This window comes from Methylophilus sp. QUAN, assembly GCF_015354445.1.
In the GTDB taxonomy this organism is placed as follows: domain Bacteria; phylum Pseudomonadota; class Gammaproteobacteria; order Burkholderiales; family Methylophilaceae; genus Methylophilus.
This window is the reverse complement of the sequence record NZ_JADKYT010000003.1, coordinates 144,527-171,328: the sequence shown is the minus strand read 5'-3', so window position 1 is coordinate 171,328 and position 26,802 is coordinate 144,527. Positions and strand designations below refer to the sequence as shown.

Genomic DNA, 26,802 nt, shown 5'->3' with positions numbered 1-26,802 from the left:
CCTTTATGAATACCGTTCTTGAGTTGATACAGCAATATGGATTGCTGATCGTGTTTGCCAGTGTGTTCCTCGAGCAAATGGGCTTGCCTTTACCGGCCTACCCGACCTTGTTGCTGGCAGGTGTGCTGATCGGTAATGGCCAGTATTCGTGGGCAGCCATGCTGCTGGTGGCCGTGGGTGCTGCGCTGGTGGCAGATTCCATCTGGTATCGCGCCGGTCGCAAATATGGCAAACGCGTGATGGGCAAGTTGTGCAAAATCTCTTTATCCCCGGATACCTGTGTGCGGCAAACGGAGGCCTTGTACCTGAAATTTGGCCCGCCTGCCTTGCTGGTCTGTAAATTCATTCCCGGCTTTGCCTCAATTTCCAGTGCACTGGCCGGTTCGTCGGGCACACGCTACTGGCTGTTTGCGCTCATGGATGGCCTGGGTGCATTGTTATGGGCAGGTTCTGCGCTATGGCTGGGTAATTTGTTCAGTTCGGCGATTGATGAGTTGATGCTCACTCTGGTTGAAATGGGTAAGTGGGGCACCTTGCTGGTACTGGTGTTACTGGCTGCATTCATCGCCTCTAAGTGGTGGGACAGGCAGCGGTTTATCAAGAGCCTGCGCATGGCGCGTATCAGCGTGCAGGAATTAAATGACATGTTGAGCCAGGGCGTTGCGCCCGTCATCCTGGATACGCGTGCCAAACACCTGGTGGATGATGGCTGGATTCCAGGCGCACAGTTTGTCACATTGGACGAAGTGGACCAGCTGGTGCTGGATATCGACGAAGATGCGCCCGTGGTGTTGTACTGCTCATGCCCGAATGAAGTGACGGCGGCCAAGGTGGCCAAAAAACTGATTAACCGCGGTTATCGCAATATCCGTCCATTGAGTGGCGGCATTGATGCCTGGCGCGATGCCGGGTTTGAGGTAAGCACCACAGAGGTGGAGAAAGTGTTACATGTTTAACGTGGTGGGCATTGCGCTCAAACGGCCTTATACCTTTGTGGTGATGGCTTTGCTGATTTTAATTTTTGGCACCTTGTCTGCCATGCGCAGCCCGGTCGATATTTTTCCCGAAATCCGTATCCCGGTGGTGGCAGTTGCCTGGCAATATACCGGCTTGCCGCCGGATGATATGGCAGGCCGCATCACGACGCTTTACCAGCGCACGCTGACGACCACCGTCAATGATATTGAGCATATCGAGGCCAACTCTTACAACGGCTTCGCCATCGTTAAAATCTTTTTTCACGCCGGGGTGAATATCGCGACGGCCAATGCGCAGGTATCGGCGATTTCGCAAACGGTGACGCGGCAAATGCCAACCGGCACCACGCCACCGCTGATCCTGAATTACAACGCATCTACGGTGCCGATTTTACAGATTGCCCTGTCTGGCAAAGGCCTGACCGAGCAAAACCTGGCTGACCTCGGCCTGAACGCCGTGCGTATCCGCCTGGTGACCGTGCCGGGGGCGGGCGTGCCTTTCCCTTATGGTGGCAAGAGTCGCCAAATCCAGATCGACCTGAACCCGGCTGCGTTGCAGGCACGCGGCCTGTCTGCGCAGGATATTTCGAATGCGCTGGCTGCTCATAATATGGTGGTGCCGATTGGTACGCAAAAAATCGGCAGCATTGAATACACCTTAAACCTCAATAATGCCGCCGCGGCAATTGAAGACCTGGCTAATATCCCAGTGAAAGTGGTCAATGGCGCCACCGTGTATATGCGTGATATCGGCCAGGTGCGTGACGGTAACCCGCCGCAAACCAACATCGTGCATGTGGATGGTAACCGCTCGGTGCTGATGACCATCCTTAAGAATGGCGCGATTTCGACGCTGGCCATTGTTGACGGTATCAAAGCTAAACTGGAGGAAATCAAACCCGGCTTGCCAGAGACGCTGGTTGCCACACCGATCAATGACCAGTCTATTTTTGTGCGTGCCGCGATTGATGGCGTGGTGTTTGAAGGTGTGCTGGCGGCGATTTTAACCAGTCTCATGATCTTGCTGTTTTTGGGCAGCTGGCGTTCATCGCTGATTATTGCGACCTCCATTCCGCTGTCTATCCTGGGGGCGATCATTGGCTTGTCCGCCATCGGCGAAACGCTGAATATCATGACCCTGGGTGGCCTGGCACTGGCGGTAGGCCTGCTGGTGGATGAGGCAACAGTCACCATCGAAAACATCAACTGGCACCTGGAGCAGGGCAAGCCGGTCGAACAGTCTATCCTCGATGGCGCAGCTCAAATCGTCACGCCCGCGTTTGTGTCGCTGTTGTGTATCTGTATCGTGTTTGTGCCTATGTTTTTCCTCGAAGGCGTGTCGCGCTACCTGTTTGTGCCCATGGCTGAAGCGGTGATGTTTGCCATGGTTAGCTCATTTATCTTGTCGCGTACGCTGGTGCCGACCATGGCAAATTACCTGCTTAAACCGCATCTGCACGAAGAACACAGAGCCGTCAGCCGTAACCCGCTGGTACGTTTTCAGCAATGGTTTGAAGCCCGGTTTGAGCGCATCCGTCATGGCTATAAAGCTATCCTGATATTGGCTGTCGACCATAGCCGTTTGTTTATGGTTGGTTTTATGGCGGTGGTCATGCTGTCGTTTTTATTGCTGCCCATGCTGGGCAGCAACTTCTTCCCCAGTGTTGATAGCGGGCAAATCCTCATGCATGCACGCGTACCGGTGGGGACGCGGATTGAAGACACGGCCAACCGCTTTGCCAATATCCAGGCGGCGATTAAAAAGGTCATTCCAGCAGATGAAATCCTGACCATTGTCGACAATATCGGCATGCCGATCAGCAGTATCAATATGACCTATAACAATACTGGGTTAACAGGTGCACATGATGGCGATATCCAGATTGCACTTAAAGCACATCACGCGCCGACGGCCGATTATGTCCGCATCCTACGCGAAGTGTTGCCCAAGCAGTTTCCGGATACCACTTTTTCGTTTCCGCCTGCCGATATTGTCAGCCAGATCCTGAACTTTGGTTCGCCTGCACCAATTGATATCCAGATTCGTGGTGGCAAACTGGCTGACGATTTTACTTATGCCAACCAGCTACTGGCCAAGGTGCGTCAGGTGCCTGGCGTGGTCGATGCACGTATCCAGCAGTCACGCAGCCGTCCGTCATTTGATATCGCCATTGATAAGACCCGCGCGCAGGAAATCGGCATCAGTACGCGCGATGTGACCAATAGCATGGTGATTAATATGGCCGGTAGCTCGCAGGTTTCACCCACCTACTGGCTCAACCCGGCCAATGGCGTCACTTATCCTATCGTGCTGCAAACGCCACAATATCAACTGGATAGCCTGAATGCACTGGCCAATTTGCCGATCAGCGGTAGTGACGGCCCGTTGCAGACCCTGGGCGGGATTGCCACCTTTAAACGCAGTGTCGGCAATGCCGTGGTGAGCCAGTACGATATCCAGCCGATGGTGCAAGTACATGCCAGTACGCAGGACCGCGATCTCGGTGCCGTGGCGGCCGATATCCGCAAGATACTGGAAGAGACCAAAGACCAGGTGCCCAAGGCGGCGACTGTGGTCATGCTGGGCCAGGCCTATACCATGGACCATGCATTCACCGGCCTGTTTTTTGGCTTGCTGGGGGCGATTGTGCTGATTTACCTGCTGATTGTAGTCAACCTGCAATCCTGGAGTGACCCGTTTGTGATTATCTCTGCCTTGCCTGCAGCATTGGCAGGCATCGTCTGGATGCTGTTTGTGACCTACACCCCCTTATCGGTGCCCGCCCTGACTGGCGCCATTATGTGTATGGGCGTGGCGACGGCCAACAGTGTGCTAGTGATCAGCTTTGCCCGTGAACGCCTGGCCGAGCTGCAAGATGCCACTGCGGCAGCGATTGATGCAGGGTTTGTGCGCTTCCGCCCGGTGTTAATGACAGCACTCGCAATGGTGATCGGCATGACGCCGATGGCCTTGGGCCTGGGCGAAGGCGGCGAGCAGAACGCCCCATTGGGCCGTGCCGTGATTGGCGGTCTATTATTTGCGACGGTGGCCACGCTGCTGTTTGTGCCGGTGGTGTTTAACACCATCCACAAAAAGCACTACCCGCGCCCTGTCAGTGTTTCTAGCGGAGATGTACATGCGTAATGCGACGACGGGGACTTCCCGTGGACTTAAACTGGGTGGCCTGCTGTTGGCCCTGGCTGCGATTGGGATTGTGGTGATTGGTGTGACCAGTCGCGCGGGTAACCACGAAAAACTCAAGGCCTGGACAGACAAGCAGGCCGTGGCGACCGTGAGTGTCAGCCAGCCTGACCATGGCGCAGAAGCCGGCAGCCTGAACCTGCCTGGCCGCTTTGAAGCGTATGCACGCGCGCCTATTTATGCGCGGGTCAGCGGGTATCTGAAGAACTGGAAGGTTGATATTGGTGGTAGTGTCAAAAGTGGACAACTGCTGGCCGAAATCGAAACGCCGGACCTGGACCAGGAGCTATTGCAGGCCAAAGCCGACCTGGCTAGTGCCCAGGCCAATGTTGCGCTGGCGGAAACCACGGCCAAGCGCTGGCAGGATATGCTGAAAACGCAATCCATTGCACGGCAGGAAGTGGATGAAAAGGTCGGCGACTACCAAAGCAAGCAGGCGATCGTGAAAGCAGCTGAAGCCAATGTGAACCGCCTGCTTGCGCTCAAGAGCTTCGCTAAAATTCTGGCGCCTTTTGATGGCTCGGTGACTGCGCGTAATACCGATACCGGGGCCTTGATTAATGCGGGCAATAGCGGTACGACGGCACAGCCATTGTTTGAAGTGTCCAATACCCGCAAACTGCGTTTATACATCAATGTGCCGCAAAACTATGTCAGCCAGATCAAGCCAGGCGGCAAAGCGCAGTTTACGGTGCCAGATTCGCCGGATGCCGTGTTTGAGGCCACCATACAATCGACCTCGGGCGCTATCAATGCGTCGTCTGGAACGACATTGGTGCAATTGCTGGTGGATAATGCGGCTGGCCGTTTCCTGCCAGGCGGCTTTGCGAACGTGAACCTGGCATTGAATAATGCCGCTGGCCGCTTAAGTATTCCGGCCAGTGCGCTGATTTTTGACCAGAACGGGCTGAAGGTCGCCACCGTTGGCCAGGATCACAAAGTGGTATTAAAGACGATTACCATTGCCCGAGACCTCGGCAAAACGCTGGAAGTGCAGTCTGGCCTGACCAGCCAGGACCAGGTGATTGAGAATCCGCCAGATGGCGTGACGGATGGTGTGCTGGTGAATATTGCCGCAGGCGCAGATGCACCCAAGTAAGGGGGCGGGGCGTATTATTAGCGCGTGAGTATCAGCCAGCCGCTTAAGGCCACCGCAGTGACGGCCAGAAACAGATTGACCGCAGGCGGTAACCACAACACATGGCCGCGCGGTTTTTCCTGTGGATTCAGCGACTGGCAAAATACCAGGAACTGACCCGCAGACAATATGGCGGTACAGGCGCCAATGAGAATAAAACCGACCCCGATATACAGCGATAACGCGCTTTGTGCATGTGGCAGCGGGTGATCGTGTGCCACCAGTTGCATAAACAGGCCAAAGCGCTCAATCACAAAGCCCAGCCCCATCAAGGCAATTGCTGAGCGTTGCCAGGCCAGCAAGGTGCGTTCGGCAGCAAAATACACACGTGGGTCGTCAAGATAAGACATATGGCCTCTTTCAGGTTTTTCGTTGTGCCGAGATCACACCTGGCACCTGTTGTAAGCGCAGCAGCAAGTGCTGCAACTGGTCAATGTCGGTGAGTTCTACCGTAAATTGCATCAGGGCCACATGGTTGCGACTCAGCGTATTGGCCTTGGTAGTATTGATTTTTTCACGCGCAAACAGTTCGCTGATATCGCGTAGCAAGCCCTGCCTGTCATTGGCTTCCAGCACAATATCCACTTCTGATAACCCTGATTGGCTGTTGCCCCATTGTGCGGCCAGCAAGCGATTCTGGCGTATCTCGGCCAGGCGGCTAATAAAGGTGCAGGCCTGGCGGTGGATGGTGACGCTGTGGTTGCGTGTCAGGTAGCCGACGATGGGCTCTGGCGACACCGGTTTGCAGCATCTGGCCATGGTGGTTTGCACATTGCCTATGCCTTCAATGGTGACGCCTGCATGGTTGACCTGCGAAGCGGTTGGGCGTTTGACCAGTGGCGGTGCGGGTGCCGGTTCGGCAGGGGCGATTTCGCCCTGGATGGTAATGGCAATCTGGTGCTCGCTAATGTCACCGCGCCCAATCGCTGCCAGACAATCTTCCAGCTTCTGGAATTGCAATTTTTGCGCGATACGTTCCAGTGGCAGGCTGCCTGCCCCGGCTCTATGCAGTTCTTTATCCAGCTTGGCGCGGCCCTGGGCGACATTTTCGTCAAAGTGCTGGTATTTAAACCAGTGCCTGACCTTGGCGCGCGCACTCGGACTTTGCAAAAAACCCAATGATGCATTCAGCCAGTCGCGGCTGGGGGCGCCCTGTTTGGCGGTGAGAATCTCCACCCGTTGCCCGTTCTCCAGCCGCGTGTGTAACGGCACGATTTGACCATTGATTTTGGCGCCCTTGGTTCTATGCCCGAGGTCGGTATGCAAGGCATAGGCAAAATCAATCGGCGTAGCACCGTGCGGCAAATCAATCACCTTGCCTTGTGGCGTCAGCACATACACCTTGTCCTGGAACAGTTCGCTATTAAATTGTTCCAGCAAATCGCCGTGGTCGGCCACGTCGTCTTTCCAGGAAAGAATCTGGCGCAACCAGGCAATTTTTTCATCAAACCTGGCATCTGACTTGGCGCCTTCTTTATAGCGCCAGTGCGCTGCCACGCCTAGCTCCGAATGCTGGTGCATTTCAAAGGTGCGGATTTGCACCTCCAGCGCCAGGCCGCGCGGGCCACTCACTGCCGTATGCAATGAACGGTAATTGTTGCTTTTCGGGCGCGCGATATAGTCGTCAAACTCACCCGGAATCGGCTGCCACAGGTGATGCACCAGGCCGAGTGCGGTATAGCAGTCCTTGATATCGTCTACCATGATGCGCACGGCACGCACGTCATACAGCTGGTTAAACTGCAAATGCTTACTCTTCATTTTTTTGACGATGCTGGAGATATGCTTGGGCCGACCGCTGACTTCCGCCTTGACGCCCGCCAGCGTGAGTTCGTGTTGCAGTTGGGCGACCACGTCTGCAATGTATTGTTCGCGGTCAACACGCCGCTCGTCTAGCATCTTCGCCACTTCTTTATAGAGCTGTGGCTCCAGGTAGCGCAACGATAAATCTTCCAGCTCCCATTTCAATTGCCACACGCCCAGCCTGTTGGCCAGAGGGGCAAAAATACTCTGGTTTTCGCGAGCCACCTGCGCCTGTACCTCGGGGCTGGCCCCAGAGAGGTGTCGCAGTAATTGCGTGCGTTCTGCCAGCTTGATCAGGACCACGCGGATATCCTGCACCATGGCCAGCAGCATTTTGCGCAGGGCTTCCAGCTGTTGTGCACGGTCATGCTGTGCGCTATCGACCTCGCTCAAGGCCTGGATCTGTGACATACGGGCGATGCCCTCGACCAAGCTCACCACCGTTGGACCGAACTGGCTGGACAACTCAACTGACCAATCGCTTAAGCAGTCAGGCATTGCCTGTAAGATCGCAGCCACCAGGCTATCTGCATCCATATTCATCTCAGTCAGGATGGCGGCAGTTTCCAACGCATGTTGCAGCAAGGGGCTGCTGTTCATGGCGCATTTTTCACGATACAGCGTGGCAGCCAGCTCACCGGCCTGGCGAATCTGCGCTAATTCATGGGGGGTAAAACGGGACGGTAAAGACGCAATCCATGCGGCGAGCGCCTGAGGATCGTTGGCAATAGGAGTGTGTGCGGGGCGGCTGACTGAAACCATGAAGTATTATCGCCGCGATTGCGCATGAGCGTAAAGCTAAAACGCGCCATGACAATGGTCAGGGCGCGTGATTTGGATCAGCTGTTATGCAAACAGGCTGATACCCAACGCTGCAGCCAGGGCAATACCAATCGCCAGCAGCAGGAAAATAAAGAAGAATACTTTAGAGATCGTGGCGGCACCAGACTCAATGCCCCTGAAACCCAGTAAACCAGCCACAAAAGAGATCACAAGAAACAGCAATGCATAATAAAGCATAGGTCTGACCTTTCGTTTTAGACAGGGAGGATGTTGGCATCTTAAAAGGCCGGGCAGGCTAGTCCTATCGGTGCTTTGCTAAATTGCTGGTCAGAATTTGCCTACGGGGTCGCGTTTTACAAAGGTTAATCCTCTTCGCCTGTTTACCAAATGCGCTATATTGGCAGATGTCATCTGCCTATTTAAATAAAAAGCATCCTCAATGAAGGGAGCGTGCCATGCGTTCGACCACCATCCCCGCCAGTGTTCGCCTGGCTTGCTTGCTCATGATGCTGCCATGTCTGTTGCCAGCGTTGGTGTTGGCCGCCAGTGACAGTGCTAAAGTGATACATGCACCGTTACCCGGCAGCAAAACAGCGGCCAAACCGGCAGTCGTTGCGCTTGTCAGCATGGATGAAGTGTTACCTGATTGCCAACAGCAAGTCACGGTGGCGACCGTGAAAACCGTGGCTTACAGCGAGAGTGGCATGACGCCGGAGAAAATTGGCGTTGACTGGCTGGGGCGTAAGCTCGATATTGCGACCAACGTCGGCGAGAACCCGGTGTTGTCGCTGGAAGAAATTCAGGCCGCGCACCAGTTTATCAAGATCGGCAAACGCTACCTGATTCATTTTCAGTCGTGTGGTGACGGTAGTGGCCAGCGTAGCCTGATTAATATGTACGCTGAACACATGACACCTGCGCGCCCCACGCGCAAAATTAAAACCTAGTCGCCAGGGTCGCGCAGGTCTGATGTGTTGCATTCCCAACATTTGAGGGGATTTGATTGTTGATTAGGCAGCATCTGTTTTGCATGTGATTGATTTTAAATGATTTAAATCTGGCATTTAATTTGCTGTTAAACAAGGACATTGTTTAATCAGGAAATCAAAATGCCAAGAATTGTTGGAGTCTCCGGGAATATCACCGCTCCTTCCAGAACGCTGTCACTGGTAGAAGCTGCCGTGGCCAAAGCCAGTCAGAAGTTTCATAGCCCGGGTGAGGTGATCGATATCTCTAAACTGGCCGCCGACTTAGGGCCTACTGTGTCGTTCAACCAATTTCCGCCAGCGTTGACGCAAGCCTATGACAAATTGCACCAGGCCGATATTATCGTCATTGGTACGCCAGTGTATAAAGCTTCTTATACTGGCCTGCTCAAACACTTTTTCGACCTGATAGACCCGAAAAAACTCACGGGTAAAGTGGCGATCCTCGTTGCCACTGGTGGCAGCGATCACCATGCGCTGGTACTGGAGTCGCACTTGAGAAGTCTGGCCAGCTTTTTTGGTATTTATACCATCCCGACCACGATTTATGCCAGGGATGCTGAGTTTACCAACTATCAACTGGATAGCGCCGTGATTGAACAGCGTATTGAGCAGGCATTGGCGCAGGCTGCGGTGCTCATCAAGCAGCATCTGCCAGAGACGCTAGTGGCTTAATGCAGGCTGTTTGAGTGCGTTCTGCATAAAAAAAGAGGGGTATCAAACCCCTCTTTTTTTATGCGATCAGGTTAAGCTCTTTTAACCTGGCGCGCAGGATATTGCGACTGATGCCTAGCAGTTTGGCGGTGTGTACCTGGTTGTTTTTGCTGTGCTCGTAAGCCTTGCTTACCGTGGTGCCATTGATCAGTTCGTACAGATTTTCTGGTGCCTGCTCAAACAATTCCTCCAGCACGCTCTCCAGCTTGTACAACGCGCTTTGGCGTTCGTAACTGATGCGGCTGGGAATCGGTGCTGTGATGCCGCTGTCATCCTCAGTCGTCAATTCTGGCCGGTTAAAGCTGATCTTGGGCAGGTTCAGGTCTTTCGGGTACAGCGTGTTGGAGGTACTCACCAAGACTGCGCGGTGGATCACATTCTCCAGTTCGCGGATGTTGCCTGGCCACGGATAGTCCATGAGCAACGAAGTGGTTTCTGGTGCTAATGTGTGGCTAGATGTATTTAATTTGTTGCGATATACATTTAAAAAGTGCTCAACTAGCGGCAAAATGTCACCACGGCGTTCGCGCAGGGGTAGCAGTTCTACCGGGACGACTTTAATGCGGTAGTACAAATCTTCGCGGAAACGCCCGGCTTTCACCGCTTCTTCGAGGTTAACGTTGGTCGCCGCAATCAGGCGCACATCAATCGGAATCGGCTTTCTGGCGCCTACACGTACCACTTCGCGTTCTTGCAGCACGCGCAATAATTTTACTTGGGTAGACTGCGGTAAATCACCAATTTCATCCAGGAACAGCGTGCCACCATTGGCGGTTTCAAACCAGCCCACTTTGGACGTGTTGGCGCCGGTAAATGCGCCTTTTTCATAGCCAAACAACTCGCTTTCTACCAGTGTTTCGGAGAAGGCGCCGCAATTAATCGCCTGAAACGGGCCGTTTCTACGGTTGCTCAGTGAGTGAATGTGGCGGGCAATCAGTTCCTTGCCGGTCCCGGTTTCGCCAATAATCAGCGCGGTTGCATTGCTGGACGCAATTCTTTCGATTAAGGACAGCAAATTTTGTGACTTGGGATCGCTGAACACCAGTGCACTTGCCCGCACGGACAAGCTGACGGCAGACGGATTCGGGTGTGTGATCACATGATCGGTACGTTCGGTGTACGAATCACGGATATCCCATCGTTGTGCGCTCATCATTGACTCCTTATTTAACAGGCGAGTCACTATATTACATTGATCATTAATAAGTCAAAGTTCTATAAATTATAACAATATTCATATTGGTTATATTGGTGGCGGCCTTGGTGAGGGATGGGAATTCAACATTTTGCTGTGTTAATCGCAACACTTGTTGCCTGGGCAACAGGCGTTTGATGATTGTGATTTTATTAACATGATGATTTTTATAGGTAAATTTTCAATGTTGCAGGTGGCACAGTCTTTGCAAAATAGTCCGTGTTGTTTTCACATGTATTTTGAAAGGACTGACAATGACTGTCGTGACTATTAATACCGAACTGGATCTGGAACGTTACGTGAGCGAGACTGTGGCAGAAGCCAAACTGGCATTTGACGTGTTCCGTGAGACGGACACCATCACCGCCAATGGCACCGTGGGGTTTGTACACCGCGTGCCAGGCCAGGACAAATTGATCATCGTGAATGATCCCGGCCCGTTTAACAAAGGCAAGGCCATTGAAGCCACCGTAGTGGGGTTTGATGGCACCGTTTATTCTGGTAAGGGCAGTGGCGCAGGCGCTGGCCGCTACACCAAGTTGTTCCAGGTGCGTCCCGAAGTGACCACTATTTCACACATACACTCCACCTATCTGGGTGCCTGGGCACAAACGCATCGCACCCTGCCTATCCGCTATGTGCCGGTACAGCGCTTTAACCTGATTAAAGAAATCCCGATTTATATTGACCGCCGTCAGCAGGAGGTGGATTTCATCCTTGATCAGATAGCGATTAATCCGCATAACATCGCGATTTTGGAAGCCAACGGTGGCTCGACGGTGTGGGGTAAAGAGGGCCTGCGTAAATTGGCCGAGTTTATTTTGTTGCTGGAAGAAGGCGCCAAGTTGCAAACCCTGGCAGAAGCGCTGGGTGGTTCACGCGAGTATGGTCCAGGGGTGTTGAAGCAGCAATGGAAGATGGCCAAGCTTTATGAGCAAGCCAAAGAAGAAGGCTTGTTGCGACCATCTGACTTGTAATTACAGGAGCGTTCAAGTGACCACAGCACACACTATCGACCAACTCTGGTTCACGCGTTGCCCGGTGCCGACCGCCACTGGTCTGGCCTATAAATTGGGCTGGCTCAATGAAGAGTTCGCGCGGGACAACATCAACATCGCCACCTTGCAGGAGGCGCCGAAAGAGCTGTCCAAGCATCATTATGATCATGAATTACCTTCATTGATCCGCGAAGGGGGTAACTTGCTGGCACTGGCCGCCAAAGCCCAGGGTGCGCCGACCAAACTCATTGGCCTGACCTGGATTGACGAGTGGCAGGCGATTCTGGTGCGGCCGGATAGCGGCATCACCCAGCCTGAGCAGTTGAAGGGCTTGCGCCTGGCGTTGCCGGCGTTTATCGAGCACCCGATTGCCAGCCATGTGCGTGGTAGCAGTATCGCGCGAGGCATGAGTTTGCATGGGTATAAAGGCGCGCTGAACATTGCTGGCTTGACGCTGGATGATGTCAGTCTGGTAGAGGTGCCGTCTGGTCGTGGTAACCGCAATGGTCGTGATAACAGTAATAATCTGGGCGAGTTGTGGTCTGGTCTGGATGCGCTCATCGAAGGCAAAGTCGATGCAGTGTATGTGAAAGGCGCGTCTGCGGTCGATGCCGCCAAGCGCGTTGGTGCGGTCGTGGGCATAGACCTCGACAGTTATCCCGAGTTGTCGAGCCGCGTCAATAATGGCACGCCACGGCCGATTACCGTGCATCAGTCATTGCTGGACAATCATTATGACCTGGTGGTGCGTTTCCTTTACCAGACCTTGCGTGCGGCAGACTGGGCCAAAAGTAACCTCAAAGGTGTGCGCGAGATTCTGGAATCCGAAACCCGCTCTGGCGAAGATGGCGTGGCGACGGCGTATGGGGGAAACTTCCATCTGCAACTGGCCCCTGATTTGTCCCCGGAACGTGTAGCGCTGTTCCACCAGCAAAAGAACTTCATGCTGGTGCACGGCCTGTTGGACAAAGATTTTGACCTGGATGACTGGATTGATTTCAGGCCATTGCGGGATGCCGAGCAACAATTGCATCAATATGCTGCGGTTGCCTAAAGCCTGGTTCGCCAAGCTTAAGAATAAACAAGGAGTAAGTAGTATGAGATTTTTACGATATGTATTATCAGTGTTGACCGTGGCGGCGCTGGCTGCGCCCATGGTGCATGCTGAAACCGACCCGAAAGTGGTTCGGATTGCCACCGTGGCCTATAACCTCAATGGCAAAACGCATTACCTGGGCAGCACCGAGCTGGCCAGTGAAACCGGTCTCGAAGAGGCCTTGGCCAAACGCGGCGTCAAGCTGGAGTGGGTGCCAGCGGCCACCGCCATGGTTGGGCCGATTGTTAATGAAGCCTTTGCCAACAAAAGCATAGACTTTGCTGCTTATGGCGATTTGCCGCCGATTATTTTGAACGGCTCCAAACCGCGCGTGCAACTGGTGTCACCGTGGGGGCGTAGCGGTAACTCTTATCTTGTGGTGCCCGCCAACTCAACGGCGAAAAGCATTGCCGACCTCAAAGGCAAGCGCATTGCCTTGCATAGAGGCCGTCCATGGGAGATCCCATTTGCCAACCTGGTGCAAAAAAATGGCTTCAAGCTGACCGATTTCAAAATCGTCAATGTAAATCCGCAAGTGGGTGCTGCGGCACTGGCAAGCGGCTCAGTGGATGCCTTCTATTCGTTAAGCGATGCTTATAACCTGGTGGATAAAGGCGTGGGTAAGATTATCTGGTCAACCAAGAATGCACCACCAGACTGGAAACTGATGGGTGGTTTGTGGGCACGCAATGACTTTGTCAAAGAGCATCCTGAACTCACCCAGGCCATCGTGACCTCGTTTATTAAAGCCAACCATTGGGCCGCGCAAGAGGCACACAAAGAAACCTATCTCAAAGAGTATGCCAGCCTGGTGCAGCCCGAGAGTGTGGTCAGGCGTGATTATGAGGACGATAGTGTGAGCTGGCGTGATCGTTGGTCACCGCTATATGACCAGGCGCTGGTAGATCATTACAAGCGTGCCGCGTCTTATGCACGTGAGTCCGGCCTGATTCGCAACGATATTGATATTCAGCAGCTGCTCAATTCCAGCTTTGTCGACAAAGCCTTGAAAGAGCTCAACCTGGAAACGTTCTGGGCACCTGCCCGCGTCGCTTCACAATAATAACCCTCATTGCCTCCCGGCAATCCCTGATAACAGATGGTCTCCCGCCATCTGTTTTTTTATGTCTGTTGCTATGCCAGCAGCAGGCATCAATCAAATGATGGATATACAACATTGCTCAATATGGGGTATTCGCCATTTTATTCATAACCATATGATTATTAAATGATAAATATTAATTTTCAACTTGGCACAGCGATTGCCTATAGATACCTAGTTATTTGTACAGGATAAAACATGAGTCGCCCCAAAACTGCTTTAAGTGTGATTAACGAAGCACACGCTGATCATCCAGGAGACGGCCTGACCTCGGTCAGATCATCGGGCCTGCGTGGGGGGCAGCATCTGTCACTGGCAACTGCCTCCGCTGTGCTGGCGGTAGAGGGCGTCTCCAAAACTTTCCAACTCAACGGTAAAGCGCTGACGGTGTTGTCTGACTTTTCGCTGGCCGTCAGCAAAGGCGAGTTTATTTCGATTGTCGGTAGCAGTGGTTGCGGCAAGTCCACCTTGCTCAGACTGATTGCCGGTCTGGATAGCAGCTACGACGGCAACATCGTCTGGCTAGGTGAACAAGTGTCTGGCACCTCGCTCGATAGAGGGCTGGTGTTTCAAGAGCATCGATTGTTTCCATGGCTGACCGTTGAGCAGAATGTAGCGCTGGCCTTGGAATCGTCCGGGTTGACGCAGCAGGAGATTGATGCACGCGTCAAACACCAGATTGAGCTGGTTGGTTTGAGTGGGTTTGCCCAGGCTTACCCACACCAGATTTCCGGCGGTATGTCACAGCGTGTCGCCATCGCCAGGGCCTTGGTGCTTAAACCGCGCTTGCTGTTGCTGGATGAACCGTTTGGCGCACTGGATGCCCTGACCCGCCTGAAGATGCAGCAAGAGTTGCAGCGTCTGTGGGAAACCGAAGGCACGACGTCCATCCTGGTTACGCACGACGTGGAAGAAGCGGTGTTTCTGGGTGATCGTGTGGTAGTGATGGAAGCGAATCCCGGACGTATCAAGCGTGTCGTCGACGTCGATTTGCCTAGGCCACGGCACCGTACTTCAGCCGAGTTTCAGCATATTAAAGATGATGTCTTAAGTGACTTCATCGAGATTAGTTAGAGTATTTAGGAGTTTGTATGTCAACAACGGCACTAAAAACGCCCGCGCAGCATTCCACGATTTGGGATTCCCTGTCAGATAAAAGCAAGGCCAGGCGGTTGGTTGCGACCAGTGAGGACTTTGACAAGTTATCTGAGCGTGTCGTCAGTCAATGGAATCGTGTCGATCAGATCATTCCACGCAACAAATTGCTGGCACTGATTGCTGTGGTGGTGCTGGCGCATATTATCGGGCTGACGGGGTTTATCAATGCCTTGCATCAGCCCAGTATCGTCAAGCCGAAGAAAACCGAAGTGATTGTCGAGTTTATTAAGCCTGAGGTGATTCCGCCGCCAGTCATCGAGCCGCCAAAGCCACCGCCACCGCCGCCACCCAAGGTGCAGCGCGCGAACCCACCGCCACAGGCCGCCAAGCCTGCGGCATTAAGAACCGCCCCTGCTGATCAGCATATTGCGCCTAGCGATATTGTGGTGCAAGAAAACACCACGGCGGCGAAAACCAGCGGCCCGGTGGTGGCTGAGCCCACGCCAGAACCGGCACCGCAGCCGCCCGTCATTAAAGAGGAGCCATTGGTTGAGGCCAAAGGCGGTGTTGGTCACTTAAATAATCCCTCTCCAGAGTATCCGGACTTTGCTGCTGATCAAGGCCTGGAAGGCACGGTGGTGTTGCGGGTAAAAGTCTTGCCGAATGGTAAGCCAGGTGAGGTCAAAGTCAAGAAGTCCAGTGGCCACGGCATACTGGATGATGCTGCGGTTGCTGCAGCGAAACGCTGGGCATTTACCCCGGCAAAACGTGGGAATACCCCGGTTGAAGGTTGGGCCATATTCCCGGTTGAGTTCAAGCTGCAGTAATTTTTTATTTTGAAAAGGAAAGTGTATGTTTAGTTTAGAAACTTATCAAAGTGCATCCCCAGTGGTGCTTGGTGTATTGATTACTTTGCTGGTGGCCTCAGGCGTGACCTGGACCATTATTTTGGCCAAGTCGTTCCAGGTCTGGCTGATCCGCAAGCAAAACGTTAAATTCAGGGCCGCGTTCTGGGGTGCGAAAAGTTTGCAGGAAGCGTCTACGCTTGAAGGCCATAGTGGCCCGGCATACCGTGTGGCTCAAGTTGGCTTTGAAACCTTGAAAGACCTGGATGCCGAAGCGGCAGATGATTTGCGTCATAGTGGTGACCGCCAGGAGGTGCTGGAGCGCGCCTTGCGTCAACAAATCCAGAAAGAAAAAGTTTTGCGTGAAGCAGGCCTGGTGGTGCTGGCCAGTATCGGCAGTACCGCACCGTTCGTCGGCCTGTTGGGCACAGTATGGGGCATCATGCATGCGCTGACGGATATCAGCAAACTAGGCACTGCCAGCCTGGAAGTGGTGGCTGGGCCGATCGGTGAGGCCCTGGTGGCCACAGCGATTGGTATTGCTGTCGCGGTTCCTGCGGTGCTGGCGTATAACTTCTTCCTGCGCCGTTTAAAAACCAGCAGCAACAACCTGGACGATTTTGCCGAAGACCTGATCAAAGTCTCCCGCCGCGTGACCTTTAGAAAAGCCACAGATGCGACCAAACCAGGCGAGTTCGTTGCCACTGGCACCGCTGGTGTGGTGCGTAACCTGAAAGGAGCCACTGCATAATGGCTATTTCTACAAATGCTGATGATGACGTCTTGAGTGAGATCAACGTTACGCCCCTGGTTGATGTCATGCTGGTCTTGCTGGTGGCGTTTATTGTCACCGCGCCATTGATGAACAATGCCATTCAGGTCAACTTGCCTAAAACAGCTGCCACCAAAGCACCCGAGCAGAAAAAACCGGTGACGGTGTCGGTAGATGCTGCTGGCAAGCTGTTTATCGACCGCCAGGAATATCCACTGGAAACGATAGAGCCAGAACTGAAACGTTTGCACGATAGCAACCCTGATGTGACCTTGCACTTGAGTTCAGATGAAGCCGTGAACTACGGCAAAGTGGCCAAGGTGATGGCGGCGATTGAGCGCGCCGGCATTACGCGCGTGGCTGTGCTGACGCAAGGCGAGTAGTGAAGAGGCTAGGGGTGTAAGTGTATGACACGTGACTGGAAACAATTTTTCCCTTTCCTGATTTCGCCGTTCTTGCTGCTGGTGGTCTGGTGGTGGGTAGCTGCGGCAGGCTGGTACTCTGACGACGTACTAGTCTCGCCGGGTGCCGTTGTGGCAACGTTGGAAGAGCTCACCGCGAATGGCGAGCTGGCCTTACACCTCAAAGCCAGCTTTTTCCGCCTGCTCACTGGTTTTGGCCTCGGTGCACTCACCGGTGTGCTGTTTGGTATCTGGATGGCGATCTCGCCACGTGTGGAAGCGTTTGCCTTGCCCTTGTTTCAGGGCCTGCGTCAGGTGCCTACCATTGCCTTGATTCCTATCCTGATCTTGTTGCTGGGTGTGGATGAGATTTTCAAGGTCATTATTGTCACCAAAGCCGCTTTTCTGACCGTGGCGCTGGCCGCCTATGATGCGACCAAAGGTGTCTCGAAAAATTATTTCGAGGTGGCGCGCATTTATCACCTGCCTAAAACCACGCTGTATCGCAAGCTGATTATCCCGGCCATTACGCCGCCGGTATTCACCGGGCTCAGGATCGCTTTTTCGCGCTCATGGACCATCCTGGTCGCGGCAGAGCTGCTGGCGGCTGATAGCGGCATCGGCCAAATGATGCAGTTGGGCCGCGAAATGTTCCGCCTGGACGTGGTCATGGTCGGCGTCGTCATCACCGGCCTGGTCGGATTTAGCATAGACAAACTCTTTAAGTGGGCCGAGATCCGCCTGATTCCCTGGCAGGCTGCCGTGAAAGCCTAAGCCCGCAATCAACCGCAAGTGAATAGATAGATATCCGTATGCAAAATTCTTTTTATAAATGGATCCCCGACTGGCGTGGCTGGGTATTGCCGATATTGGTGATTCTGGCCTGGGATGCGATGTCGCGCCTGGATGCCAATCATGCGTATGCCTTTGCTTCGTTGGGGCAGATCTGGGCAGGCGTGGTCGAGCTCAGCCGCAGTGGCGAGTTGCTAGTGAATGTACAGGCCAGCGTGCAGCGTGCGCTCACTGGCCTGTTGCTGGGTGCAAGTGCGGGGTTCCTGGTGGGTTCACTGGTGGCTGTATCGCGCACAGCCAATATCCTGATTACGCCGATTTACCATGCGATCCGCCAGGTGCCTTTGCTGGGCCTGGTGCCATTGTTCGCATTATGGTTTGGCAATGGCGATACCTCAAAATTGATTGTGGTCAGCCTGTCGGCGTTTTACCCGGTGGTGTTATCAACTTTTGAAGGCATGTTGCAAGTTGACCGCCGTTTTAATGAAGTCGGCCAGGTGTATCGCTTGAGCCGCTGGCAGATCTATCGCCGCATCACCTTGCCCGCTGCCTTGCCGCAGGTATTCACCGGCTTTTCACTGGCACTGGCGTTTGCCTGGTTATCCACCATCGGTAGCGAGTTATTGTTTACCGCTGGTGCCGGGCTGGGCAATTTAATGATGAACGCACAGGAAGCTTCCCGGATGGATGTCCTGATTATTGTGACTTTTGTGATTGGCGTACTCGGTTATGGGATGTCTCTGCTGATTAAGCTGGCGAGTAATCACCTGTTCAAATGGCGTCAGGTCGGCTAGCGCCATCCGCAACCATCACCATAAGCCATCGCCGCACTCAATAGATAGATCTTGGCGCAGAAATCGCAGCGTGATGCTGTACGCAAAGATCAAGATTTATAGATAGAAGTTGAATCCTTTGACTGAACACTCTCTTGAAAACAAACCTGTATTACCGCAGTCAGGCCAGCCACCCTGGCCTGCATTTTTTGCCTTTAATCGCCACCATTACCCGCTGATCCGCTGTCTGCTGCTGTATAGCCGAACCCCGGTCAGGTTCTGGCTCTGTACCGGGCTGTTTGCAGCGGCCAATGTGCTGCTGGCATTACAGCAAGGCCTGATTGCGCGGGCCATTGATGAGGTGCAGCATGGCAAAGCCATTGTGCGCACGGTTACTGGCGCTTTGAATAGTGAGGTGGCCTGGCACTGGCTATTGGTGATTGTCGGCATTGCGCTGGCACGTGCCGCGATTTTGTATTTTGTTGGCTGGTTATCGCTGATTATCCAGCAGAATCTGATTGGCCATTTGCGCGAGCGTATCCTGATTCAGGTGCAGCGACTGGATCAAAGCTATCACTGGCAACATGGCGCAGGCGAACTGGTGACGCGCACCACGCGCGACTCTGACAAGTTGCGAGATGCGCTCATCAGCTTCTGGCGCCAGGTGGTAGATACGGCCTTGGTGGTCAGCGCCGCCATGGGCTTTTTATTCTGGTATGACTTCTGGCTGGGCCTGGTGCCGCTGCTGTTGTGCCTGATTGGGTTTGGTATTTTGCTGTTGCAAACCGAACACCTGGTTAAACTCGATCGGGCAGTGGGCGAGGCCTACGATGCCGTGAACCAGGACCTGACCGAAGGCGTCAATGGCGTACGCGTGATTAAAGCTTTTGCGCTGGAAGCCAGCCGTATCAAACGTTTTGAGCAACAGGTGCAGGGCTTCATGACACAGGCGTTTGCCGCCCTGTCGTTCTATACCTCACGTATTCCCTTGCCGCAATTTGTGGTCGCGCTAGGGCAAGTCTGGGTGCTGGGGTTTGGCTGCCACCTGGTTTATACGCACGCGCTCAATCTTGGTCAGTTGATTGCTGCTTTACTCATGGTGAATACCCTGGTGTTTCGGGTAGAAGGTGTGGGGCGGGTCATGCAGGTGTTCGCCGATGCGCGCTCTTCGGCGGCCCGCATCTGGGACCTGCTGGATGCTGAACCAGATATCACATCCGGCACGCAGGCCTTACCGGCCGGGCCATTATCACTACACTTTAAACAGGTATCGGTGTTGCCGCCAGAAGGCGGTAATCCGGTACTCAGTGATTGCACATTTGATATCGAAGCCGGTGAAATTGTGGCGCTGGTGGGCACCACCGGATCGGGAAAAAGTACGCTGGCCGGTCTGGTGCCCAGACTGGCAGAAGTCAGCCATGGCCGGGTCGAAATTGCGGGAAGTGATGGCCAATGGCTGGACGTCAAAGACCTGCAACTGGCCGAATTGCGCAAACAGGTACATACCGTACCGCAGGAGGCCTTTTTGTTCTCCGATACGCTGGCGGCCAATATGCGGCTGGCGGCGCCGTCAGCTACTGACGAAGACCTGGAATGGGCGCTGCAAATGGCGAGTGCGTCAGAGCTACTGCTGAGTTTGAGTGACGGCCTGGAAACCCGCATTGGTGACCGTGGTGTGACTTTGTCTGGTGGTCAGCGGCAACGTGTCTGCCTGGCGCGCGCCTTGCTCGGGCAGCCGCGTATCCTGGTGCTGGATGACGCCACCAGTGCGCTGGATGCGGTGACTGAGCGCAATGTATTAAACAATATCCGCGCCCTGAAAACACAAGGGCGTGCAACGACGGTACTGGTGATTGCCAGCAAGTTGTCTACCATTTTGCTGGCAGATAAAGTGTTATTCCTGGCAGGTGGCAGCATTATCGCTGCGGATACACACCAGGCGCTGGTGAAAAATAATGCACGTTATCGTGCACTGATGGGGTTGGATGATGGCCGCTGAACGTAACCCGAATATCAAGGTCCTGTCTGATATCGAACTCGAAGAAACCCTGGCCAAGCAGCAACTGAACCGCAATATGTTCTGGCGCCTGCTGCCGCTACTCAAGCCGGTGCGCAAGTATATTGTGAGTGCCATGCTGCTCGAGCTGGCCCTGGTTTGCTTTGTGTTCTTGCGCCCTTATTTTATTCAGCAGGCCATTGATTTTGGGTTGCTGTATGAGTCACAGTCTGCGGCTGACCGTGGTGCCGTGGTTGGCTTGAACTGGCAGGTGATTAATGTCGCCATGCTTGGCCTTGCCGGTATGTGGGCCGCACGTTTTGTGCTGGCAGGCTTGTCACAATATTTTTCCGGCACGGCGGCTATCCGCATTTTGAACCAGTTGCGCATAGACCTATTTAGTCACGTACAGCAACTAAGCGTGGCTTACTTTGACCGTACCAAGTCTGGCCGCATCATTTCCAGGGTCGATCGGGATATTGATGCCCTGGAACCACTGTTGATTCAAGGACCGCCGGAGATATTTTCTGCCTTGCTCAGGTTCGTCATGGCCGCTGGCATATTGTTGTGGGTGTCGCCGACGCTGTTTTATCACCTGGCGCTGGTGATTCCCTTGCTCATCCTTTCCAGCACGCTATTCCGGAAATTATCCAGCCAGCATTTTGCGCGTGTGGCTGAAAACCGTACCCGTTTTACCGCGCACCTGGTCGAGACCGTGGCAGGCGTGCGCATTATCAAACAAACCGTGCAGGAAGAGAGCAACTTGCAGCGCTACCGCGCGCTGGTCAATGCCTTTATTCATTCACTGGTCCGCAGCAATATTGCTTCGGGCTGGTTCACACACTTCACGGGCGTGCTGACGATACTGGGCCTGATGCTGCTGTTAGTTGCCGGTGGTGAAGAGGTCACGCTGGGCCATCTCACTCTGGGCCAATTTGCCGCCAGCCTGTTTTATGTCTATATGTTTTTGGGGCCGTTGCAAGAATTGGGTGACCTGGTTGAGCGCTATACCAATGGGGTTGCCTCGGCACAGCGCGTGTTTCTATTGCTGGATACCAAGCCGGAAATTGTAGACCACGTAGATGCCATTGCCTTGCCGACGATTCAGGGCGAGGTAGCGTTTAAAGACGTGAGTTTTTCTTATTTACCAGACCAGTCCAAACCTGTTATCAAGCATCTCAATTTAACGGTCCCGGCTGGGCAGGTGCTGGCCATTGTTGGCCCCACTGGTCATGGCAAAAGCACCCTCATCCAGTTATTGACGCGCTTTTATGATGTGCAGCAAGGGCAAGTGCTCATCGACCAGGTCGATATTCGCCAGCTGAGCCAGCGCAACCTGCGCCAGCATGTAGGCGTGGTGCTGCAAGATAACGTGCTGTTCAGCGGTAGCATTATAGATAACCTGCACCTGGCAAAACCTGAAGCTACCTTGGCTGACTTTGAACAAGCCGCGGCCGAGTTGGGCATTGATGACCTGATCAGCCGCCTGCCGCACGGATACCATACCGAAGTTGGCGCATTAGGCTCACATCTCAGTCATGGCCAGCGCCAACTGGTGTGTTTGCTACGTGCCTATCTGGCCAATCCCACTATCCTGATTCTCGATGAAGCCACGTCGGCCGTCGACATACAAACCGAACGACGTATCCAGCACGCGTTGCGGCGTTTATGCGAAGGCCGTACTGCCATTATTATTGCCCACCGCCTGGCCACCATCCGCGATGCTGACCTGATTGCCGTGATATATCACGGTGAATTGGCTGAACTCGGTCCGCATGCGCAACTGATCCAGCAGCAGGGTAAATATGCCGAGTTGTATCACGCCTATGAGGCGGGTGAGCAGCTTTGATCAGAGCATGTCACTGTTGAAATTAAATCAGACGACTGTTCAATAGCACACACCCCTCTTGTTATCAGTGTTGGTGATTGAATGTAACTCATTGAATTTTATTGGGTATTTAATTTTCTTTGCATTTGGCATATTTTGTGCAGAAGACTACACGAACTGCTGAACAAGCACAGGGATGAATGGGAGATGTACTGCAAGAATGGTGTTCCCAGGCGAGTCTTGTGTATGTTGGCAGAGGTCATCATGTGCTAAAGGCTGGCGGCAAATGTCATGCATTTGACCCGCCATGAAAATCATTTTATTTACTAAAGGAATGTATTTATGAGTCACCAACAACAACTTCCTGACAATACGCTTTGGTTCACGCGTTGTGCCGGTAACGGCCAAGGAGGCGTGCCAACGGCTTCTGGCATTGCATTCAAACTGGGCTGGTTGCAAGAGGAGTTTTCTTCAGACAATATTCGCCTGCGTGCATTGCAGGACGACGACAGCGCTGATTTCAGGCATCACCATTACGATCATGGCCTGCAAACCCTGATCCGCGAAGGCGGTAACCTGTTTGCCATCCCGGCCAAGGCGCAGGGCGCTGAAACCCGTTTAATCGGCTTGACCTGGATCGAAGAATCACAATCCATTATTGTGCGCCCGGATTCCAATATCCGCCGCCCGGAAGACCTCAAGGGCAAGCGCCTGGGGTTGCCTGCGTATAACCCCAAAGATGTGATTGAGAACAAGCGCGGCCGGACCATCACACGTCATAGCAGCCTGCATGGTTATAAAGGCGCACTGGATTCCGTTGGCCTGACACTGGATGACATCCAGCTGGTCGAGGTCGGTCAAAACGAAGTGACCGCGTCTGGCCGTCGTTATGGCGGCTGGCAGTCCAGTTTTAATGCCTTGCTTGAAGGCAAAGTAGATGCGGTGTACGTGAAAGGTGCTGCGGCACAGGATGGTGCCCGTGACCAGGGTCTGCTGGTGGGCATTGATCTCGATGCCTTGCCGGAAAAGCGTTTCCGCGTGAATAACGGTACGCCACGCCCGATTACTGTCCACCGCTACCTGTTGGAAAATCACTACGATTATGTCGTGCGCTTTTTAACGCAAACCTTGCGCGCGGCAGAGTGGGCCAAAACCAACCTGGCCGGTGTGCATGAAATCCTGCAAAGCGAAACTGGTGGCACCGCTGAGGGCGTAGCTGCCGCTTACCGTAATGGCTTCCATCTGTCGCTGGCGCCTGATTTGTCCGCAGAGCGCATCGAGCTGTTCCGTCAGCAGAAAAATTTCCTGCTCACCTATGGCATTCTGGACCGCGACTTTGATTTTGATGCCTGGATAGACACCAGACCGCTGGCCGATGCACAGCAGGCGTTACAACAACTGTTGGCTAACGAACAGGGTGGCAAACTGGCTGCTTAACACAATGATGGCGCGTGTCTTGCACGTGCCATCTTTCTTTTTCAGGAGCAAGCATGGCTTTTACCATTGATTCTGTCGCGCAGCAGGTACGCACTTTTTTGCTGGAAGATAACGGTCCAGCCGGACGTGAGCGTGTACGTGTCTATCTGCAAGACGTGGTCTCTGACCAGGCGTTTGCCAGTGAATATCTGGATGATACCCAGCCACAGCGGCGTGTGTTGTATGAAGACACGGACTTAGGCTTTGCAATTTTGGGCCACGTGTTTAAAGAGGCCAGAAGAACGCAACCGCATGACCACGGTGTCTCCTGGGCGATTTATGGCCAGGTCGCAGGGGTCACCACCATGGATGGATGGGATGTGATTGAGCCAGCCGAACCTGGCGGCAAGCCCGGCACCGTCAAACTGCGGGATTCTATTGAACTCAAGCCTGGCAATGTCCGCGTCTACAACGAAAACGAAATTCACTCACCACGACGCGATGGCCCGGCCAAGCTGATCCGCATTGAAGGTAATCCCAACCAGAGTGCCCCCGGCCGTGTCTGGCAAGCAGTATAATCAAATGGCAGTTAAGCAAATCCTTCAACCACATAAAGGATAAAAATCATGTCAGAGCATATTTATAAAGTTGTTGAGCTGGTTGGGTCTTCACCCATCAGCAGTGATGATGCCATTAAAAATGCCATCGAACGTGCAGCAAAAACGCTGCACCACCTGAACTGGTTTGAGGTCGTAGAAACACGGGGCCACATAACCGATGGCAAAGTCGCGCATTTTCAGGTCACGCTTAAAGTTGGCTTTAGGATCGAAGAATAATAATACCCAGTGTAGTGTCTTGATCACGGCCCGGGATTGATCCTCGGGCCGTTTTTTATTCGCGCTAGGGTTTATACCCTTGCGCAATGATTTATTACTTATTGGGTTGCGGCGTGAGGCGCAGATAAGGCTTGACGGTTTTGTAGCCTTTGGGGAATTTGGTTTCAAGCACGACCGGGTCGGTGATTGAAGGCAAAATCACCACATCCTGGCCGTCTTCCCAGTTGGCCGGGGTGGCGACGCTGTGGTATTCAGTCAGCTGCAATGAATCAATCACACGTAGCAACTCATTAAAATTACGCCCGGTACTAGCCGGGTAGGTCAGCGTCAGGCGGATTTTTTTGTGCGGGTCAATAATGAATACTGAGCGTACGGTGGCCGTGGTGCTGGCGTTGGGGTGGATCAGGTCATACAAGGTCGAGACTTTACGGTCAGCATCAGCGAGGATGGGGAACTGGACGTCTGTCGATTGTGTTTCATTAATGTCTTTGATCCAGCCATGATGTGATTCAACTGGGTCTACTGATAACGCAATGGCTTTCACATTACGTTTTTTAAATTCACTGGCCAGTTTGGCGGTGGCACCGAGCTCAGTGGTGCACACGGGCGTGTAGTCTGCCGGATGTGAAAACAGGATGGCCCAGCTATCGCCTAGCCATTCGTGGAAAGAAATTGGGCCTTGGCTAGACTGTTGGGTAAAGTCGGGGGCAATGTCACCTAGTCTGAGTGTCATGATAAAACTCCTTTTGCTTCATATGATTGTTCGGTGGTTGGGACTGGCCTGAGCAGCAGCACGCAGTCCTAATGACAGTGGGCACGGTGAGCTGCCCAATCTGCTCGTTGTACTAGGATGGACAGATAGTGTTCTATGTTGTTCACAGGTATTTCCTACCGGAAATACCTGCTGATATGCGCGAATGAATTAAGCGGCTTTTTTCTTCAGGCGGAACACTTCTGCCAATGGTGCCGGGTCGACCCAGGCGTTAACATCGAAGTCACCCTTGAGGAAGCCCCACTCCAGCAGGAAGTTTTTATAGCCTTCCAGTGCAGCAATCGCTTCAGCATCCAGGTTGGTACCTTGGTGCAGGTGTACATCATTGCCATAAGCCTTGCGTACCCATTCATCGGTAGAGCCTGACTCTTTGGCGATATAAGCTACGGTGTCGGCTTCGTGTTTGGCAGCCCATTCAGCCACATCAACTACACGGCTCAAAAAGCGGACGACCAGGTCAGGACGGTCGCGCAACAAGGCGGCATCCACTGTGATCGGGCGTGGGGCGCTGTTGTTGGCTCTGACTTTCGGGTCCGGATGGTTACGCACATCGTAAATGATGGTCACACCATGCTTGTCTACGCTTTCGTAGCCGCGCGCGCCTTTGACATAGATGGCATCGACTTCGCCACTTTTTAAGGCTTCATATTCTGGCGCGTAAGCCACGCGTGTGCCAGATGACCAGCCTATTGTTGGCGCTTGTTTTGGCACGGCAATATCGACCAGCTCTACGTCTTTTGGCGTCAAACCGGCGACTTCCAGCGTCACGACAATGCCACGCAAAGCGCTGGCGCGCTGGTGGTCGATGCTGATGTCATTTTTAGGCAAGGCGATACGTTTGCCTTTGAGGTCTTCTGGTTTGCTAATACCGGAGTTTGGCAACGTGACGATCAGTTGTGCTTCGTCTACCCAGTTGAGGCCGATGACTTTAGTATCTGTGCCTCTGGCTTTGGCCCAGATGGCTGGTACATTGCCGCCCTGGCGGAAAGAGTGCGGCAAGCGGTGGTCGTAGTGTGACTCCAGCAACTCTGGATCCTGGGTTTCCTGCAAGGTATTGATGGCGATGCCATCTTGCACAAATTCGCTGCTGATCCAGCCTTCGCGTGCGGCGAGGCCAAGTGGGGTGGGCACCGGGCAGCGGGTGTACCAAATGCTATCAATTTTGTTATCTGCGGACATGCTTGTCTCCTGATTGTGAGTGAATACGACTTGGGAACTCACTTAATTGCAGGAAGCGTGCCAGCAGGTAATTCTATTAATAATCAATGGGATAGTTGTT

25 protein-coding genes are annotated in these 26,802 nt (G+C 53.5%); 19 read left to right on the top strand and 6 right to left on the bottom strand.

Going from position 1 to position 26,802, the window contains the following annotated elements; genetic code table 11:
* Positions 1-5 precede the first annotated feature (5 nt).
* From INP79_RS13190 to INP79_RS13180, 3 genes are read left to right on the top strand one after another with little or no spacing between them, the layout of a single operon-like run.
* On the top strand, positions 6-956 hold the full coding sequence (locus tag INP79_RS13190) for a DedA family protein/thiosulfate sulfurtransferase GlpE (RefSeq protein ID WP_194754722.1): 951 nt from the start codon (positions 6-8) through the stop codon (positions 954-956).
* Positions 949-4,122 (top strand): efflux RND transporter permease subunit, encoded by a 3,174-nt coding sequence (locus INP79_RS13185; RefSeq protein WP_194754721.1) that lies wholly within the window; start codon positions 949-951, stop codon positions 4,120-4,122. Before INP79_RS13190 ends, INP79_RS13185 begins: the two co-directional genes overlap by 8 nt.
* On the top strand, positions 4,115-5,278 hold the full coding sequence (locus INP79_RS13180) for an efflux RND transporter periplasmic adaptor subunit (protein ID WP_194754720.1): 1,164 nt from the start codon (positions 4,115-4,117) through the stop codon (positions 5,276-5,278). The genes INP79_RS13185 and INP79_RS13180 overlap by 8 nt, the downstream gene beginning before the upstream one ends.
* A 17-nt stretch (positions 5,279-5,295) precedes the next feature.
* Here the strand turns inward: INP79_RS13180 and INP79_RS13175 are convergent, their stop codons facing one another.
* The 3 genes from INP79_RS13175 to INP79_RS13165 form a co-directional block, all read right to left on the bottom strand.
* The gene (locus INP79_RS13175) at positions 5,296-5,667 is read right to left on the bottom strand and encodes a YidH family protein (protein ID WP_194754719.1); all 372 of its coding nucleotides are present in this window, start codon (positions 5,665-5,667) and stop codon (positions 5,296-5,298) included.
* 10 nt (positions 5,668-5,677) lie between these two features.
* Complete coding sequence (locus INP79_RS13170) at positions 5,678-7,882, bottom strand: bifunctional (p)ppGpp synthetase/guanosine-3',5'-bis(diphosphate) 3'-pyrophosphohydrolase (RefSeq protein ID WP_194754718.1); 2,205 nt, start codon at positions 7,880-7,882, stop codon at positions 5,678-5,680.
* Positions 7,883-7,966: 84 nt separating this feature from the next.
* On the bottom strand, positions 7,967-8,140 hold the full coding sequence (locus INP79_RS13165) for a DUF1328 domain-containing protein (protein ID WP_194754717.1): 174 nt from the start codon (positions 8,138-8,140) through the stop codon (positions 7,967-7,969).
* Positions 8,141-8,358: 218 nt separating this feature from the next.
* Between INP79_RS13165 and INP79_RS13160 the strand changes: the two genes are divergently transcribed.
* Positions 8,359-8,850 (top strand): hypothetical protein, encoded by a 492-nt coding sequence (locus INP79_RS13160; RefSeq protein ID WP_194754716.1) that lies wholly within the window; start codon positions 8,359-8,361, stop codon positions 8,848-8,850.
* 162 nt (positions 8,851-9,012) lie between these two features.
* Positions 9,013-9,564, top strand: coding sequence for an NAD(P)H-dependent oxidoreductase (locus INP79_RS13155; protein ID WP_194754715.1), 552 nt, complete (start codon positions 9,013-9,015; stop codon positions 9,562-9,564).
* Positions 9,565-9,622: 58 nt separating this feature from the next.
* Here the strand turns inward: INP79_RS13155 and INP79_RS13150 are convergent, their stop codons facing one another.
* Positions 9,623-10,756: a sigma-54-dependent Fis family transcriptional regulator gene (locus tag INP79_RS13150; protein ID WP_194754714.1), complete on the bottom strand. Its 1,134-nt coding sequence runs from the start codon at positions 10,754-10,756 to the stop codon at positions 9,623-9,625.
* A gap of 296 nt (positions 10,757-11,052) precedes the next feature.
* Between INP79_RS13150 and INP79_RS13145 the strand changes: the two genes are divergently transcribed.
* The 14 genes from INP79_RS13145 to INP79_RS13080 all read left to right on the top strand — a co-directional run bounded on the left by INP79_RS13145 (position 11,053) and on the right by INP79_RS13080 (position 24,751).
* A complete protein-coding gene (locus INP79_RS13145; RefSeq protein ID WP_194754713.1) occupies positions 11,053-11,775 on the top strand; it encodes a class II aldolase/adducin family protein in 723 nt (240 codons plus the stop codon).
* A 16-nt stretch (positions 11,776-11,791) separates the two neighbouring features.
* On the top strand, positions 11,792-12,850 hold the full coding sequence (locus INP79_RS13140; RefSeq protein WP_194754712.1) for an ABC transporter substrate-binding protein: 1,059 nt from the start codon (positions 11,792-11,794) through the stop codon (positions 12,848-12,850).
* 43 nt (positions 12,851-12,893) lie between these two features.
* Entirely contained in the window at positions 12,894-13,955 is a 1,062-nt protein-coding gene (locus INP79_RS13135) for an ABC transporter substrate-binding protein (RefSeq protein WP_194754711.1), read from the top strand.
* Positions 13,956-14,192: 237 nt separating this feature from the next.
* Positions 14,193-15,068 carry an ABC transporter ATP-binding protein gene (locus INP79_RS13130; protein WP_194754710.1) on the top strand — a complete coding sequence of 292 codons (876 nt, stop codon included), beginning with the start codon at positions 14,193-14,195 and terminating at the stop codon, positions 15,066-15,068.
* A 17-nt stretch (positions 15,069-15,085) separates the two neighbouring features.
* Positions 15,086-15,919, top strand: a complete 834-nt coding sequence (locus INP79_RS13125; protein WP_194754709.1) for an energy transducer TonB — start codon at positions 15,086-15,088, stop codon at positions 15,917-15,919.
* 25 nt (positions 15,920-15,944) lie between these two features.
* Positions 15,945-16,688: a MotA/TolQ/ExbB proton channel family protein gene (locus INP79_RS13120; RefSeq protein WP_194754708.1), complete on the top strand. Its 744-nt coding sequence runs from the start codon at positions 15,945-15,947 to the stop codon at positions 16,686-16,688.
* A complete protein-coding gene (locus tag INP79_RS13115; protein ID WP_194754707.1) occupies positions 16,688-17,092 on the top strand; it encodes a biopolymer transporter ExbD in 405 nt (134 codons plus the stop codon). The genes INP79_RS13120 and INP79_RS13115 overlap by 1 nt, the downstream gene beginning before the upstream one ends.
* Positions 17,093-17,116: 24 nt before the next feature.
* Positions 17,117-17,884 (top strand): ABC transporter permease, encoded by a 768-nt coding sequence (locus INP79_RS13110; RefSeq protein WP_194754706.1) that lies wholly within the window; start codon positions 17,117-17,119, stop codon positions 17,882-17,884.
* Positions 17,885-17,922: 38 nt separating this feature from the next.
* Positions 17,923-18,696 (top strand): ABC transporter permease, encoded by a 774-nt coding sequence (locus INP79_RS13105; protein WP_194754705.1) that lies wholly within the window; start codon positions 17,923-17,925, stop codon positions 18,694-18,696.
* A gap of 109 nt (positions 18,697-18,805) precedes the next feature.
* The gene (locus tag INP79_RS13100; protein ID WP_228519997.1) at positions 18,806-20,674 is read left to right on the top strand and encodes an ABC transporter ATP-binding protein; all 1,869 of its coding nucleotides are present in this window, start codon (positions 18,806-18,808) and stop codon (positions 20,672-20,674) included.
* Entirely contained in the window at positions 20,661-22,520 is a 1,860-nt protein-coding gene (locus INP79_RS13095; RefSeq protein ID WP_194754704.1) for an ABC transporter ATP-binding protein, read from the top strand. The genes INP79_RS13100 and INP79_RS13095 overlap by 14 nt, the downstream gene beginning before the upstream one ends.
* A gap of 321 nt (positions 22,521-22,841) precedes the next feature.
* Positions 22,842-23,936: an ABC transporter substrate-binding protein gene (locus tag INP79_RS13090; protein ID WP_194754703.1), complete on the top strand. Its 1,095-nt coding sequence runs from the start codon at positions 22,842-22,844 to the stop codon at positions 23,934-23,936.
* Positions 23,937-23,989: 53 nt separating this feature from the next.
* Positions 23,990-24,493, top strand: a complete 504-nt coding sequence (locus tag INP79_RS13085) for a hypothetical protein (RefSeq protein WP_194754702.1) — start codon at positions 23,990-23,992, stop codon at positions 24,491-24,493.
* Positions 24,494-24,541: 48 nt separating this feature from the next.
* Positions 24,542-24,751: a dodecin gene (locus INP79_RS13080; RefSeq protein ID WP_194754701.1), complete on the top strand. Its 210-nt coding sequence runs from the start codon at positions 24,542-24,544 to the stop codon at positions 24,749-24,751.
* Positions 24,752-24,845: 94 nt separating this feature from the next.
* On the opposite strand, the gene INP79_RS13075 is transcribed toward INP79_RS13080, so the two are convergent.
* Together INP79_RS13075 and INP79_RS13070 are read right to left on the bottom strand one after the other, a co-directional pair.
* Positions 24,846-25,484: a peroxiredoxin gene (locus INP79_RS13075; protein WP_194754700.1), complete on the bottom strand. Its 639-nt coding sequence runs from the start codon at positions 25,482-25,484 to the stop codon at positions 24,846-24,848.
* Between the two features lie 189 nt (positions 25,485-25,673).
* Positions 25,674-26,702 carry an ABC transporter substrate-binding protein gene (locus tag INP79_RS13070; protein ID WP_194754699.1) on the bottom strand — a complete coding sequence of 343 codons (1,029 nt, stop codon included), beginning with the start codon at positions 26,700-26,702 and terminating at the stop codon, positions 25,674-25,676.
* Positions 26,703-26,802 lie beyond the last annotated feature (100 nt).

Bases quoted from the DNA above. Each gene is read 5' to 3' on its own strand.
- INP79_RS13190 (WP_194754722.1), top strand. From the start codon at position 6: ATGAATACCGTTCTTGAGTTGATACAGCAATATGGATTGCTGATCGTG.
- INP79_RS13185 (WP_194754721.1), top strand. From the start codon at position 949: ATGTTTAACGTGGTGGGCATTGCGCTCAAACGGCCTTATACCTTTGTG.
- INP79_RS13180 (WP_194754720.1), top strand. From the start codon at position 4,115: ATGCGTAATGCGACGACGGGGACTTCCCGTGGACTTAAACTGGGTGGC.
- INP79_RS13175 (WP_194754719.1), bottom strand. From the start codon at position 5,667: ATGTCTTATCTTGACGACCCACGTGTGTATTTTGCTGCCGAACGCACC.
- INP79_RS13170 (WP_194754718.1), bottom strand. From the start codon at position 7,882: ATGGTTTCAGTCAGCCGCCCCGCACACACTCCTATTGCCAACGATCCT.
- INP79_RS13165 (WP_194754717.1), bottom strand. From the start codon at position 8,140: ATGCTTTATTATGCATTGCTGTTTCTTGTGATCTCTTTTGTGGCTGGT.
- INP79_RS13160 (WP_194754716.1), top strand. From the start codon at position 8,359: ATGCGTTCGACCACCATCCCCGCCAGTGTTCGCCTGGCTTGCTTGCTC.
- INP79_RS13155 (WP_194754715.1), top strand. From the start codon at position 9,013: ATGCCAAGAATTGTTGGAGTCTCCGGGAATATCACCGCTCCTTCCAGA.
- INP79_RS13150 (WP_194754714.1), bottom strand. From the start codon at position 10,756: ATGAGCGCACAACGATGGGATATCCGTGATTCGTACACCGAACGTACC.
- INP79_RS13145 (WP_194754713.1), top strand. From the start codon at position 11,053: ATGACTGTCGTGACTATTAATACCGAACTGGATCTGGAACGTTACGTG.
- INP79_RS13135 (WP_194754711.1), top strand. From the start codon at position 12,894: ATGAGATTTTTACGATATGTATTATCAGTGTTGACCGTGGCGGCGCTG.
- INP79_RS13130 (WP_194754710.1), top strand. From the start codon at position 14,193: ATGAGTCGCCCCAAAACTGCTTTAAGTGTGATTAACGAAGCACACGCT.
- INP79_RS13125 (WP_194754709.1), top strand. From the start codon at position 15,086: ATGTCAACAACGGCACTAAAAACGCCCGCGCAGCATTCCACGATTTGG.
- INP79_RS13120 (WP_194754708.1), top strand. From the start codon at position 15,945: ATGTTTAGTTTAGAAACTTATCAAAGTGCATCCCCAGTGGTGCTTGGT.
- INP79_RS13115 (WP_194754707.1), top strand. From the start codon at position 16,688: ATGGCTATTTCTACAAATGCTGATGATGACGTCTTGAGTGAGATCAAC.
- INP79_RS13110 (WP_194754706.1), top strand. From the start codon at position 17,117: ATGACACGTGACTGGAAACAATTTTTCCCTTTCCTGATTTCGCCGTTC.
- INP79_RS13105 (WP_194754705.1), top strand. From the start codon at position 17,923: ATGCAAAATTCTTTTTATAAATGGATCCCCGACTGGCGTGGCTGGGTA.
- INP79_RS13095 (WP_194754704.1), top strand. From the start codon at position 20,661: ATGATGGCCGCTGAACGTAACCCGAATATCAAGGTCCTGTCTGATATC.
- INP79_RS13090 (WP_194754703.1), top strand. From the start codon at position 22,842: ATGAGTCACCAACAACAACTTCCTGACAATACGCTTTGGTTCACGCGT.
- INP79_RS13085 (WP_194754702.1), top strand. From the start codon at position 23,990: ATGGCTTTTACCATTGATTCTGTCGCGCAGCAGGTACGCACTTTTTTG.
- INP79_RS13080 (WP_194754701.1), top strand. From the start codon at position 24,542: ATGTCAGAGCATATTTATAAAGTTGTTGAGCTGGTTGGGTCTTCACCC.
- INP79_RS13075 (WP_194754700.1), bottom strand. From the start codon at position 25,484: ATGACACTCAGACTAGGTGACATTGCCCCCGACTTTACCCAACAGTCT.
- INP79_RS13070 (WP_194754699.1), bottom strand. From the start codon at position 26,702: ATGTCCGCAGATAACAAAATTGATAGCATTTGGTACACCCGCTGCCCG.